Annotated in this window: 13 protein-coding genes; 10 read left to right on the top strand and 3 right to left on the bottom strand. The window is 38.1% G+C overall.

From position 1 onward, the window contains the following. Nucleotides 1-87 precede the first annotated feature (87 nt). Complete coding sequence (locus RBH95_RS12100) at nucleotides 88-876, bottom strand: universal stress protein (RefSeq protein ID WP_307899851.1); 789 nt, start codon at nucleotides 874-876, stop codon at nucleotides 88-90. Nucleotides 877-1,117: 241 nt separating this feature from the next. Here RBH95_RS12100 and RBH95_RS12095 point away from each other — a divergent pair, with 241 nt between their 5' ends. After that, on the top strand, nucleotides 1,118-2,422 hold the full coding sequence (locus RBH95_RS12095; protein ID WP_307899850.1) for a hypothetical protein: 1,305 nt from the start codon (nucleotides 1,118-1,120) through the stop codon (nucleotides 2,420-2,422). 74 nt (nucleotides 2,423-2,496) lie between these two features. On the opposite strand, the gene RBH95_RS12090 is transcribed toward RBH95_RS12095, so the two are convergent. Next, nucleotides 2,497-3,171, bottom strand: coding sequence for a YceI family protein (locus RBH95_RS12090; RefSeq protein WP_307899849.1), 675 nt, complete (start codon nucleotides 3,169-3,171; stop codon nucleotides 2,497-2,499). A gap of 156 nt (nucleotides 3,172-3,327) precedes the next feature. On the opposite strand from RBH95_RS12090, the gene RBH95_RS12085 reads away from it, so the two are divergent. The 6 genes from RBH95_RS12085 (at nucleotide 3,328) to RBH95_RS12060 (ending at nucleotide 9,666) form a co-directional block, all read left to right on the top strand. Beyond that, entirely contained in the window at nucleotides 3,328-3,879 is a 552-nt protein-coding gene (locus RBH95_RS12085; RefSeq protein WP_307899848.1) for a nucleotide exchange factor GrpE, read from the top strand. 9 nt (nucleotides 3,880-3,888) lie between these two features. Further along, nucleotides 3,889-5,013 carry a molecular chaperone DnaJ gene (gene dnaJ, locus RBH95_RS12080; RefSeq protein WP_307899847.1) on the top strand — a complete coding sequence of 375 codons (1,125 nt, stop codon included), beginning with the start codon at nucleotides 3,889-3,891 and terminating at the stop codon, nucleotides 5,011-5,013. Nucleotides 5,014-5,350: 337 nt separating this feature from the next. Further along, nucleotides 5,351-6,277 (top strand): ABC transporter ATP-binding protein, encoded by a 927-nt coding sequence (locus RBH95_RS12075; RefSeq protein ID WP_307899846.1) that lies wholly within the window; start codon nucleotides 5,351-5,353, stop codon nucleotides 6,275-6,277. 2 nt (nucleotides 6,278-6,279) lie between these two features. After that, nucleotides 6,280-7,593 carry an ABC transporter permease gene (locus tag RBH95_RS12070; protein ID WP_307899845.1) on the top strand — a complete coding sequence of 438 codons (1,314 nt, stop codon included), beginning with the start codon at nucleotides 6,280-6,282 and terminating at the stop codon, nucleotides 7,591-7,593. A gap of 3 nt (nucleotides 7,594-7,596) precedes the next feature. Further along, nucleotides 7,597-8,484, top strand: a complete 888-nt coding sequence (locus RBH95_RS12065) for a mechanosensitive ion channel family protein (RefSeq protein WP_307899844.1) — start codon at nucleotides 7,597-7,599, stop codon at nucleotides 8,482-8,484. An 18-nt stretch (nucleotides 8,485-8,502) separates the two neighbouring features. Continuing rightward, nucleotides 8,503-9,666 carry a sigma-54 dependent transcriptional regulator gene (locus RBH95_RS12060; protein ID WP_307899843.1) on the top strand — a complete coding sequence of 388 codons (1,164 nt, stop codon included), beginning with the start codon at nucleotides 8,503-8,505 and terminating at the stop codon, nucleotides 9,664-9,666. A gap of 72 nt (nucleotides 9,667-9,738) precedes the next feature. Here RBH95_RS12060 and RBH95_RS12055 read toward each other — a convergent pair whose 3' ends face one another. Then, complete coding sequence (locus RBH95_RS12055) at nucleotides 9,739-10,476, bottom strand: hypothetical protein (protein ID WP_307899842.1); 738 nt, start codon at nucleotides 10,474-10,476, stop codon at nucleotides 9,739-9,741. Nucleotides 10,477-10,605: 129 nt separating this feature from the next. On the opposite strand from RBH95_RS12055, the gene RBH95_RS12050 reads away from it, so the two are divergent. The 3 genes from RBH95_RS12050 (at nucleotide 10,606) to RBH95_RS12040 (ending at nucleotide 13,561) form a co-directional block, all read left to right on the top strand. Further along, complete coding sequence (locus RBH95_RS12050; RefSeq protein WP_307899841.1) at nucleotides 10,606-11,484, top strand: PPK2 family polyphosphate kinase; 879 nt, start codon at nucleotides 10,606-10,608, stop codon at nucleotides 11,482-11,484. Nucleotides 11,485-11,572: 88 nt separating this feature from the next. After that, on the top strand, nucleotides 11,573-12,982 hold the full coding sequence (locus RBH95_RS12045; protein ID WP_307899840.1) for a M20/M25/M40 family metallo-hydrolase: 1,410 nt from the start codon (nucleotides 11,573-11,575) through the stop codon (nucleotides 12,980-12,982). Between the two features lie 3 nt (nucleotides 12,983-12,985). Then, nucleotides 12,986-13,561: a hypothetical protein gene (locus RBH95_RS12040; RefSeq protein WP_307899839.1), complete on the top strand. Its 576-nt coding sequence runs from the start codon at nucleotides 12,986-12,988 to the stop codon at nucleotides 13,559-13,561. Nucleotides 13,562-13,627 lie beyond the last annotated feature (66 nt).

Genomic DNA, 13,627 nt, shown 5'->3' with positions numbered 1-13,627 from the left:
TGAAATGGTCATACCAACGGTATGATGATAATTTATGTTATTATGATTTTAATCCATACATGACTACCAATTGTAATCCCGTAGGTGTTATAAGTCTATCGCCAATAACGGTACTTTAGATTGTTGGCTTAATGCTCTCGTTAGCTTGCCTTCAGAGGCAATTGGTTTTATAGCGTGATTTTTTGGTAAAATGGCGATTAGGTCAATATCGTTATGGTCTACATAGGAAAAGATACCGTCTATAATATTGTCATCTTCTATAAAAGCATGGTGAGAGTAAAAGTTCTCCAAATAATAGATGATGGCATTTTCGTTGTTCTCATCGTTTTCAGAATACCCAAAATGTTTTTCTTCTTTGTTAACAATGGTTAGTACATCTACCATTGCGTTAAAGCGTCTTGCTACATCCAAAAGGACCTCTAATAGTTTTTTGTTGTGTATTTCCTCTTGATCAATAATTAAGGAAATCTTTTTAGGTGTAATTTTTGTATAGCCATCAGGAATGACAATTACCGGACTTTTTGATACTAATACAAACTCAGAGGTTTTGGTCTGTAAGTTGCAGTCGGTTCCTTTTGGGCAAGTTCCCATGATAACTAAATCAATAGGATTGGTATGTTCAATATCTAATAAAGCATCTATCATTTTACCCTTAACCACTACGGGGGTAATGGGATGTTTTAGGTTTTTACCAAAGAGTTGAACAATATCATTGAGCTTGGCTTCCAATTCTGGAGTTTGCTCGGTTTCCACCACATGGGCAAGTATAATTTTTGCTTGGGGGTTGTTTTCTACAAAATGTGTGGCATATTTCAGAGCATTTTGAGCGACCTCGGAAAAATCGAACGGGACTAAAATTGTTGAAATAGTTTTCATGATACTTGGATTTTGATGTATCAAATGTAGAGTCAAATAGCCTTAAAAACTATGAGAAATATCATAAAATAAGAGTGATTTTAAGGTTAGTTTCGTGCTGTTTTCGCTTTGATATACAGGGTTTTGACGTGTGAGTGCTATTTCAAACGATTTCGTTGAACCTACAAAATTAAAAAGACTAATTGGTATGAAATTTCTTATAAAAACGAATTCGGCATATTTTCAAAAAACGAATATAATTTTGTCCATAATAGTATGTTTTACTTGGACCAATTTTGAATTGTTTGCACAAAAGGAAGATTCTCCTCTGCAATGGAGCTTGAATGAGGCCCCAGATATTCAATTACAATTTAGTGCTTCGGTACAAACCTGGTTGCGTTACACGCAATGGAATCCCGGAAGTATTTCTGAAAATGGAGAGTTCAGACCCTACAGCATTGACATGTCACTGAGGCGTTACCGAATAGGAACGAGCTGGAAGCTGGGAAGTCGCTTTGAGTTTTATGCGGTTTTAGGTCAAAATAATTATAATAATTATGGTGATGCATTGCCAAAGCCAAAATTTTTGGATCTATATGGTAGTGTTAGATTTTTTGAGAACCTTTATTTGGCCTTAGGAAAATCTACTTGGGATGGGCTTTCGCGCTATACAGCGCCTTCTACAACAGGAATGTTGGCCTTGGATTTGCCTTTAATGGCACAGCCTACTCTTAATAAAACAGATGATATCACTCGAAATTTTGGAGGCTTTTTGTTTGGTGATGTTGGCCAATTCAATTACAGAATAGGTCTTATTGTACCTTATAAACAAAGCTATACCGGAGCATCGGTGTCTAAATTTGAGGAAGGAACGGCAGATTTTTCATATCACGATTTACAGCTGCAATATACGGGTTATGTGAAATATGACTTTTTAGAGAAGGAGTCGGTTCTCGGACCTAATTTTACGGGGACTTATTTAGGAAAAAGACATCTGTTGACTTTTGGAGCAGGCTTTAAATACCAAGAGTCGGCTATGGCCTCTCTTAAAAATGCGGAGTTGGCATATCATGATTTAAACTTATGGTCTTTGGACTTGTTTTATGAGCAACCTTTGAAATTATCATTTGCAAAGGCACTTACAGGATATGTAGCGTATTACAATTATAATATGGGACCAAACTATTTGCGAATGTTGGGTGTAAATAATCCTGCCTTTGGAACTAGTGATGGTATTTTAGAAATTAATGGAAAGGGCAATAGTTTTCCTGCTATAGGAACGGGGTCTGCTATATATTACCAAACTGGAATATTATTAGGCGATGGGGAGAGTAGACGGTTTATTGATAACTTACAGCTATACACGGCTGGCCAATGGGGGCAATTTAAGGCATTGGATGAAGCAGCATTTTGTTATAGGTTTGGTGTTAATTGGTACGTGAATGCACAGCGTATGAAATTTACTTTGGATGGACAAAACCGTCCTGTGTTTTCAGAAGTAGATGGCCGTACCTTTCGAACGAGCAATAAATGGATGGCCGTTTTGCAATTTCAATATATTTTATAGGAATTACTAAATAGGAGAAAATAAAAGGCCGTTCTTAAAGAACGGCCTTTTATTTATTAATGGAAAACGTTGCATTATGCTTTTGTAGCTTTCAATGCAAATTTCAATTGCACGTCATCGTTGATGAATTTATCTCCTAAATTGTCAAAAACAGATTTAGAACCGTAATTCACTTCCCATTGAGTTCTATCAATAGTAAAGGTGTCACTCATAACAGAAATGGTGTTTCCTTCATTAATTACAGTAACCGGGAAAGTAATATTTTGTTTGATACCTTTTATAGTAAGGTTACCAGATAAAAGGCTTTTATTACCTTCAGTAGGTTGAACACCTGTTATTTCAAAAGCTGCTGTTGGAAATTTTGTTGTATCGAAGAAGTCTCCCTCTTTTCCTTCAACGGTTCCTTTTAGGTGGGCTTCCAAGTTGTTTTTCATGTCGCCAGGTTCTAAATCCTGATCCTCGATAGAGGTCATGTCAATCAAAAATGATCCGCTTACCAATTCGGTTCCAGTGGCTTTGAAAACTCCTTTTTCCAATTTCACGATTCCGTGATGGGAACCTGTAGGTTTAAACCCTTTCCAGTAAATGGTAGATTCTGCAAGGTCTAGATTATACTTTTCAGTAGCAACAGTGCTTTCGGCAACCGGTTCTGCTTCTTTTGTTTTGGCTTCTTTGCCCTTGTCTTGACAGCTAACAACCGAAGCGGTTAAAGCTAATACGGCAAATACGTTGAAAATTCTTTTTTTCATGGTAATTAGTGTTTTTAATGAATTGTTAAAAAACAAAAATAAGAAATGTTCCAATAGATAAAATTTGTACTAAAAATTATTTCGTGACATTTTGACATTTTAATAATAATGGCAGTACTTTTGCCAACTGTTATTGAAGTTAAAAATAGGTTTAGCATGAGCAAAAAGGAACAAAACGAACAGCACATAGAAGACCAACAGGTAGAACAGCCTGTGGCAGAAGATACACAGGTTGAAGGAACTCCTGAAGCAGAGGTGTCTATCGAGGATAAGTTAAATGAAGACTTAGCAAAAGAGAAGGACAAGTTTATGCGCTTGTTTGCCGAGTTTGAAAATTACAAAAGAAGAACTTCTAAGGAGCGTGTGGAGTTGTTTAAAACAGCTAGCGAAGATGTAATGAAATCAATGTTGCCTGTTTTGGACGATTTTGATAGGGCCTATGCCGAAATTTCCAAAAGCGATGCCAGTGATTTATTGAAAGGGGTAGAATTGATTAGACAAAAATTAAAGTCGACCCTTCAACAAAAAGGTTTGAGCGAGATTGAAGTGGTGGCAGGAGATACCTTTAATGCAGATGATCATGAAGCGGTAACTCAAATTCCAGCGCCAAATGAAGATTTAAAAGGTAAAATTATCGATGTTATCGAGAAAGGATATAAGTTGGGAGATAAAATAATTCGTTTCCCAAAAGTAGTAATAGGACAATAAATTGAATACATGGCAAAGACTGATTATTACGAGATTTTACAAGTAGAGAGGACAGCATCTGCTGCAGAAATTAAAAAATCTTACCGTAAACTGGCACTAAAGTATCACCCTGATAAAAATCCGGGAGACCACGAAGCGGAGGCTAAGTTTAAGGAAGCGGCAGAAGCTTATGAAGTATTGAGCAATCCGGACAAGCGTGCACGTTACGATCAATTTGGTCACCAAGCCTTTGATGGCAGTGGTGGATTTGGCGGAGGTGGCATGAATATGGATGACATCTTCAGTCAGTTTGGCGATATTTTTGGCGGCGCTTTTGGCGGCGGTGGATTTTCTGGATTTGGCGGCGGATTTGGCGGAGGCCAAAGACGTGTCAAGGGAAGTAACCTGCGTATTAGGGTAAAACTAACCTTAGAAGAAATAGCCAATGGTGTTGAAAAGAAAATCAAAGTAAAGCGTAAAGTTCAAGCACCGGGAACTACGTATAAAACATGTAGTACATGTAATGGTACAGGACAGGTAACAAGAGTGACCAATACCATATTGGGACGTATGCAAACGGCTTCTCCTTGTAATGCTTGTGGTGGTGCAGGGCAAACAATAGACCAAAAACCTGCCGATGCTGATGCGCAAGGCTTAAAGGTTGCAGAGGAAACCGTATCCGTAAAAATTCCTGCGGGGGTGGTCGATGGCATGCAGCTTAAAGTTACAGGAAAGGGTAATGATGCCCCTGGAAATGGAATTCCGGGAGACTTATTGGTGGCAATTCAGGAAGAGGATCACCCAACCCTTAAACGTGAAGGGGATAACTTGCATTACGACCTTTATGTGAGTATGCCGGATGCCGTATTAGGAAACTCTACCGAAATAGATACCGTTACAGGTAAAGTGAGAATCAAGATTGAAGCAGGCGTACAATCTGGAAAAATTTTACGCCTGAGAGGCAAGGGAATTCCGAGTATTAACGGATATGGTACTGGCGATTTGTTGGTTCATGTAAACGTTTGGACTCCTAAAACGTTGAACAAACAGCAGCGTGAATTCTTCGAAAAGATGAGAAATGACGACCATTTTTCACCAAAACCAGAGAGCAGTGATAAGTCTTTTTTTGAAAAAGTAAAAGATATGTTTTCTTAATAATCTGTTAATTTAATAAAAAACACTATATTTGATTGTCACTAATTAAATATTAGTGGTAATTTTTCTTTTTCATAGCAATTTTTTCCCATCCTTAATCCTTTTAAGGGTGGGTTTTGTTTTTACAGGAATCTCGAAAAGTCACGTTTAGAACTTGAGAGGGTATTCCGCTTTTAAAAATGAGCAAATAGAATAAGTTAGGTTATTTTCTTTTGGAAGAATCTATAACGCGCTATTTACAAGTAATAGGGCTTACTTTTTTTATCTAAGGCAATGTTCTTGGTATACATTTAATATCTTTACAGCACAAACAACATATTTAGCAGAAAATTAATCTATGGACAATTTATTAGTGGCTGAGGCTGTTTCCAAAAAATTTGGAGACTTTAAAGCGCTAAATGACGTTTCAATTGCCGTTCCCAAAGGCAGTATTTTTGGTCTTTTGGGCCCTAACGGCGCAGGAAAAACCACTTTAATCAGAATCATCAATCAAATTACCATGCCCGATACTGGTCGTGTAATGCTGGACGGTAAGGCTTTACAAGAGGACCATATCAGGGATATTGGTTACCTCCCGGAAGAGCGTGGCCTATATAAATCGATGAAAGTGGGTGAGCAGGCCCTATATTTGGCCCAACTGAAAGGGATGAGTAAAGCTGAAGCCAAGCAACGATTGAAATATTGGTTCGATAAATTGGAAATAGGAGATTGGTGGAACAAAAAAATTCAGGAGCTAAGTAAGGGGCAGGCCCAAAAAATCCAATTTGTGGTAACGGTTTTGCACCGTCCAAAATTGTTGATTTTTGACGAGCCATTTTCCGGTTTCGACCCTATCAATGCTAATTTAATTAAGGATGAAATCCTGCAACTAAGAGACGAAGGCGCTACGGTTATTTTTTCTACACACCGTATGGAATCTGTCGAGGAATTGTGTGACCATATTGCCTTAATCAACAAATCCAATAAAATTTTGGACGGCAAGTTGACCGATATCCAGCGGCAATACAAAACCAATACGTTTGAAGTTGGATTACAAACTAATGATGTGCAGGGTGTTACAAGAGCTATTCAGGATAAGTTTGAAGTATTGCCGGCGACTTTCAAGAATTTAAACGATGATTTAAAACTAAATATCAAATTAAATGGTAGCGCAACTTCCAATGATTTGTTGACCTTTTTGACCTCTAAGGCAGAAGTACACCATTTTGTGGAAGTGATTCCAAGTGCCAGTGATATTTTTATTGAAACCGTGAAAAATAATTAAGCATGAACCATTTACCTCTTATCATAAAACGTGAATACTTGACAAAAGTTAAGAATAAATCGTTTATTATCATGACAATATTGAGTCCATTGATCATGATTGCGCTTATTGCGGTTGTAGCTTATTTAACCCAATTGAATAACAACAAAAAGCGTAGCATTTCGGTATTGGATGAAACAGGTTTGTTGGAGGAAGTGTTTCAAAGTACTGATAATACAACCTATAATTATTTAACCAATAAGTCCCTAGAGGAGGCCAAAATATTGGTCAAGGCTCAGGAGGATTATGGATTGCTTTTTATTCCTAAACAGGTAGATTCTACTTCTGCATCAAAAGGTATTACCTTTTATTCTGAGGAGTCACCTTCTTTAACCGTTATGTCCAGTCTGGAAGGTAAGTTGGAAAAGAAAATGACAGATTTGCAATTGGAAAATAGAGGAGTTGATATTGATATGATTAATTCATCTAGAATCAGTATCGACATTGCTCAGGAAACGTTCTCTGGTGAAACTACTTCTAAGATTGACAATGTATTAAAATTGGCTTTTGGTGGTATGGCGGGATATTTGCTGTTCATGTTCATTATTATTTATGGGAATATGATCATGCGGAGCGTTATTGAAGAAAAGACCAGTAGAATTATTGAGGTTATCATTTCCTCTGTTAAGCCCATTCAATTGATGATGGGTAAAATTATTGGCACCTCTTTGGCTGGTATTACCCAGTTTATCATTTGGATTATTTTGGGTGGTGTGCTTATGAGTGTGGTCTCCGCTATTTTCGGGATCAGTATCATGGATATGCATACGCCGCAGCAAGAAATTATGCAACAGGCTGTGCAATCTCCAGAGTTTGAATCGAAATTGAAGTTAGGGATTATGGCTTTTCAAAATTTGCCAATTGCCAACCTAATTGTAGCCTTTATGTTCTTTTTTGTGGGAGGCTATTTATTGTATAGTTCACTATATGCGGCTATCGGCGCTGCTGTAGATAACGAAACCGATACCCAACAATTCATGATGCCTATATTAATGCCGCTTATTTTGGCTGTTTATGTAGGAGTATTTACTGTAATTGAAGATCCACATGGAACGGTATCTACAGTATTCTCATTTATTCCTTTTACTTCACCGGTTGTAATGTTGATGAGAATTCCATTTGGGGTTCCCATTTGGCAGCAATTACTATCTTTAGTATTATTGATAGGTACCTTTGTATTCACTGTTTGGTTTGCGGCCAAAATATATCGCGTAGGTATTTTGATGTATGGCAAAAAGCCTAGTTATAAAGAATTGTATAAATGGTTAAAATACTAAGTTATGCAGGACCCTATAGACAAAATAGAAACAATTGTAACCGAAAGTAGTGTTTGGGATACCATTACCAGTTTTTTGGGAAAGGTAATTTATGCTAATGAAGATAATAGTATAAGAATTACCATAGGATTAATCTTGTTGGTGTTTATTATTTACGGGATTACTTCGGTGGTGTTGACATTTTTAAAAAAATTAGTGTCCAAGCGTATGCCGGAAGAAAATAGGGTGAAATTTGACACTGTATTTTCGTTTTCCAGATGGCTAATTTATTTAATTGTGCTCCTTGTGGTGTTTGATTCCGTAGGGGTAAATGTTACGGCCATTTTTGCAGCCTCAGCAGCGCTGTTAATAGGTGTTGGTCTGGCCTTACAGACCTTGTTCCAAGATATCATTTCCGGAATATTCATTTTGGTAGATCAAACGGTATCGGTTAATGATATTATTGAAATTGAAGGTAAAGTAGGCCGCGTGGAAGAAATTAAACTAAGAACTACCCGAGCCGTTACTGTCGATAATAAGGTACTGGTAATTCCTAACCACTTATATCTTACCAATAGTTTGTATAACTGGACACAAAATGGCACGACTACAAGGGAAAGTGTTCAGGTTGGTGTTGCTTATGGAAGTGATGTGCAATTAGTGAAAGAACTCTTGTTGCAAGCAGCGAGTTCGCACCCACAGGTGCTGCCGGATCCTGAGCCATCGGTGCAGTTTATCAATTTTGGAGATAGTTCGCTGGACTTTAAATTGATTTTTACCCTTAACGATAGTTTTAAGGCTGCTTTTCCAAAGAGTGATATCCGTTTCGAAATTGATCGTTTATTTCGCGAACATAACGTGGCTATCCCATTCCCTCAAAGGGACATTCATATTATAGAACCCAAAAAATAATAACCGAAACAAAATACTATGCCAAAAATATTAGTCATTGAAGACGAAGCCGCCATTAGAAGAGTTTTGGTGAAAATCCTTTCCGAGGAAAATGATAGTTATGTGGTAGAAGAAGCCGAAGATGGTTTGGCGGGAGTTGAAAAGGTAAAACAGGACGATTATGATTTAATCCTTTGCGATATCAAAATGCCAAAAATGGATGGTGTGGAAGTTTTGGAAGCGGTTAAGAAGTTGAAACCAGAAATTCCTATGGTGATGATTTCCGGTCACGGCGATTTGGATACGGCTGTAAACACCATGCGTCTTGGCGCTTTCGATTATATCTCGAAGCCACCAGATTTGAACCGATTACTCAATACCGTTAGGATTGCCTTGGACAGAAAGGAGTTGGTAGTGCAGAATAAAATGCTGAAAAAGAAAGTCAGCAAGAGTTACCAAATGGTAGGTGAAAGTGGCGCCATTGAACAAATCAAGGACATGATTGAAAAGGTAGCGCCTACAGATGCCCGTGTACTAATTACAGGGCCCAATGGTACTGGGAAGGAATTGGTGGCCCACTGGTTGCACGAAAAGAGCGAACGCTCCAAAGGCCCGTTAATAGAAGTGAATTGTGCCGCAATACCGTCGGAGTTGATAGAAAGTGAATTGTTCGGACATATTAAAGGTGCCTTTACAAGTGCGGTTAAAGACAGGGCCGGTAAGTTTGAAGCAGCCAATGCCGGGACCATTTTCTTGGATGAAATAGGAGATATGAGTTTGTCTGCTCAGGCAAAAGTGCTAAGGGCGCTTCAGGAAAATAAAATTCAACGTGTTGGTAGTGATAAGGATATTAAGGTGGATGTCCGTGTGGTAGCTGCTACCAATAAGGATTTAAAGAAGGAAATAGACGAAGGCAGATTCCGTGAAGATCTGTACCACCGTTTGGCGGTAATTCTAATTAAAGTTCCGTCTTTAAATGACAGGCGTGAGGACATCCCTTTATTGATTGACTTTTTCTCTCAAAAAATCGCTTCGGAGCAGGGGACAGGTGTAAAGGCTTTCTCAGATAACGCTGTGAAATTATTACAGCATTATGATTGGACAGGAAACATTCGTGAACTGCGAAATGTCGTGGAGCGACTGATCATTTTGGGAGGAAAGGAAGTGAGCGAGGATGATGTAAAGCTTTTTGCTGCGAAATAAAGTAACATAATAGTATCAACAAAAAAAGAGCAACCATTCGTTGCTCTTTTTTTTATAAGTTATCCTGTAAAATTACATCTTACAAGAGTTTAAACGTTCTAGATAGGTATTGGTAATAGCGGCCATAGTATTAATGTAGAATGATCTAATTTCTTCTAAGGACTTATCCATCAATTCGGTTTTGTTTTCTGCAAAATTAATGTTCTCTGATTGGCAGCCACAAGAGGATAACACTTTGTTGTAGGATTTAATGTTTTCAGTAATAGAAGATCCAGCTTCGCTAATCAACAGCTCCTTTTTAATGGCTATTTCCTTTTGTTGCTGCTCCACAAGTCTTTGTTTGATTTCTTCTTGCTTGCGTTGTAATTCCAATTGTTGTTGTTCCAATTCAAACTGTGCGCTTTCCAAATCGGCTAGGTCTTGATTATCTGAAGTCCCTGTATTTTTAGTACAAAGATCCAGTTCAGTAATGGTTTCCTGAGCAATTTCTTTGGCTTTTTTTACATAAAATCTGCCGTCTTCAAAAGTTTCTGCCGATGATACTTTGGCTAACAATTCAGCCCCATCATACGCTTTGTTGTAGGCGGTTTTACACCCGCCACAATTTTCCAAAGTGGTTTTAACGCGCTCAAAAGCTTCCAAAGAACGCTTGGAATATTGCTTTAGGTGAGTTAAATTGTTGGAGTCATAAGCTGTTTTAACATGCGAGTAGGCATACACAGCATTGGGTTGAGCATCCGAGCATAAGGACTGCCCAAACGATACAGCATTGATTAATAAAACTAATGAGAAAATGTAGATTTTTTTCATAGAGATTTGGGTTTAAAAATTAAGTAGGCTCGATAAAAGTAGGAAAAAATCGCTAAACGGTATGTTTTTTTTGATTAAATCATAATTTTCCTATATATAGTAAGTACTAATACCATAAATATCAAGTTGATGAAAAAGATAAAAATTGACCGTTTTAAGGTAACAGATTCGGTGGCTTTGGAAAAGCTTAAAACTACCTACGATTTAGAAGCTTCCGAAGAAAAGATTGAAAAGGAGCTGGAAGAGGTACGTGTGACCTTGGGAAAACTTCAGGATACCATGTATGCACATGGTAAATATGCTGTTTTGGTGTGTATCCAAGGGATGGATACAGCAGGAAAGGATAGTATGATTCGGGAGGTTTTTAAGGATTTCAATACGCGGGGAATTGTGGTGCATAGTTTTAAAACCCCAACACCACTTGAATTGAAGCACGATTATTTATGGCGCCATTATTTGAGGCTTCCAGCTAGAGGTAAATTTGGGATTTTCAATAGAACCCATTATGAAAATGTTTTGGTAACCCGTGTACATCCGCAATATATTCTGGGAGAAAATTTGCCAAACGTTACTTCTTTGGAGGATATAGATGAAGCATTTTGGGAAAAGCGTTTTAAGGAAATCAATAATTTTGAACAGCATATAGCAGACAATGGTACCATTGTATTTAAGTTTTTTCTGCACCTTTCCAAGAGTGAGCAAAAAGATAGATTGCTGCGTCGTTTGGAGAAAAAGGAAAAAAACTGGAAATTTTCCCCAGGCGACCTTAAGGAACGAGAATTGTGGGACACTTATCAGCATTGTTATGAAGATGCTATCAATAAAACAAGCAAATCCCATGCGCCTTGGTATATCATTCCTTCTGATGATAAAGCAACGGCGCGATATATTGTTGCCAGAATTTTATTGGACACCTTACAAACCTATAATGATATTGAGGAACCAGAATTGGATGATGATATCAAAGCGCATCTTGAGACGTATAAAAGGCAATTGGAAAATGAATAATTGCATTGAATAGCAATATTAATTTTAAGGTTTCTTTTAGAAGATGCCCATTAAGAACTATTATCTTTAGAGCCCAAAAATATTTTTTATGAAGCATATCATTACCATCCTGGTTGTTTTGTTTTCTTTTCAAATACAAGCCCAAACAGCTACCGATGCCAACGTCATCAAGACCATTTATACGACATCTTTAACCAATGGCAAAAGCTACGAGTGGTTGGACCATTTATCCAATCAAATTGGAGGGCGTTTGTCAGGATCCTTAAATGCCGAACGGGCGGTGGAATATACCAAAGAGGAATTAGAGCAATTAGGCTTGGATAAAGTTTGGTTGCAACCTGTCATGGTACCTAGGTGGGTAAGAGGTGCTCCAGAATTTGCTTATGTTGAAACTGCTCCAGGAATTACAACCAATGTAAATATTTGTGCATTGGGAGGTTCGATTGCCACACCTAATGGAGGTTTGAAGGCTGAAGTTGTGGAAGTAAAAGGTATCGAAGAATTGAAAGCTTTGGGAAGTGAAAACATCAAAGGGAAGATTGTGTTTTTTAATCGCCCAATGCAAGCCGATTTGATAAATACATTCCAAGCTTATGGAGGCTGTGTAGACCAGCGTTATTCAGGGGCAAAGGAAGCTGCTAAGTATGGAGCTTTGGGCGTTATCGTACGTTCTGTGAACTTGCGCTTGGACGATTTTCCACATACCGGAGCCATGAGTTATGGCGATTTGCCAAATGACCAACGCATCCCTTCGGCGGCTATTAGTACCAATGATGCAGAATTGTTGAGTTCTATGCTGGCCTTGAATAGTCAGTTAAAGTTTTATTTCAGTCAGCATTGTAAGCAATTAAAGGATGTACAATCCTATAATGTGATAGGAGAAATTACGGGAACTGAATTCCCGGAGGAATATATCGTGGTTGGAGGTCATTTGGATTCTTGGGATTTAGGTGACGGTTCTCATGATGATGGTGCAGGCGTTGTTCAGTCAATGGATGTATTGCGTTTGTTGAAAGAGAGTGGAATCCAACCTAAGAGAAGTATTAGAGTGGTGTTATTTATGAATGAAGAGAATGGCATGCGAGGCGGAAAAAAATACGCTGAAGTAGCTAAGGCCAATGGGGAGCATCATGTATTTGCTTTGGAAAGTGATTCGGGAGGATTCACGCCTAGAGGTTTTTCATTCGATTGTAGTGATGCGGTGTTCAATAAAGTACAGCAATGGCAAGCTTTATTCAAGCCCTACTTAATTCATTATTTTGAAAAAGGAGGTAGTGGTGCAGATATTGGTCCGCTGAAAGGTGGCGACATGGTTTTGGCCGGTTTACGACCAGATTCACAACGCTATTTTGATCATCACCATGCATCCAATGATACCTTTGAGCACGTGAATAAGCGTGAACTGGAACTGGGAGCTGCTACGATGACAGCCTTGGTATATTTGTTTGACAAATATGGGACAGGAACCATTTCGGATATTTCTGAATTAAACGATTAGTAAATGAAGATAGTTTTAACAGGAGGGATGCTTTTAATGGCATCCCTTATTTTTGCTCAAAAGGATATGGATACAACATTACCTTATTATGAATTGCCTCAAGCATCTCAAACCTACACGGCAGGCACTGTGGCGGCTAGAATGGTAGATGGATTGGGATTTCGGTATTATTGGGCAACCGAAGGTTTAACGGAAGCCGATTTGACTTATAGTCCAAGCACTGAAGTGCGTTCTACAGGAGAGACTATTGACCATATTTTGAACTTGAGTTATGTGGTTTTGGATGCAACATTTAAACAGCCTAACACTAAAAGGGATTTTTCAATGTCGAGTTTTGAAGAAAAGCGTAAACAAACGCTTTTGAACCTCAAGCAAACTGCGGATATATTACGTGCAAGTAACGATTTATCCGATTACAAAATCGTTTTTGGAGAGAACGAATTTCCGTTTTGGAATGCCATTAACGGTCCTTTAGCGGATGCCATTTGGCATGCTGGGCAGATAGCTTCTTTTAGAAGAAGTTCAGGGAATCCTATCAATTCCAACATTAGTCAGTTTAATGGGATTGTAAAACAATAGGTTTTTTCAACTTAAATAAGTTCAAAAGGAAATAAGATATCAGTCAAGAGGTATATAGTTTTCTAT

The sequence above is a fragment of the Mangrovimonas sp. YM274 genome, from assembly GCF_030908385.1.
Lineage (GTDB): Bacteria > Bacteroidota > Bacteroidia > Flavobacteriales > Flavobacteriaceae > Mangrovimonas_A.
This window is presented reverse-complemented; position numbering and strand designations above follow the sequence as displayed.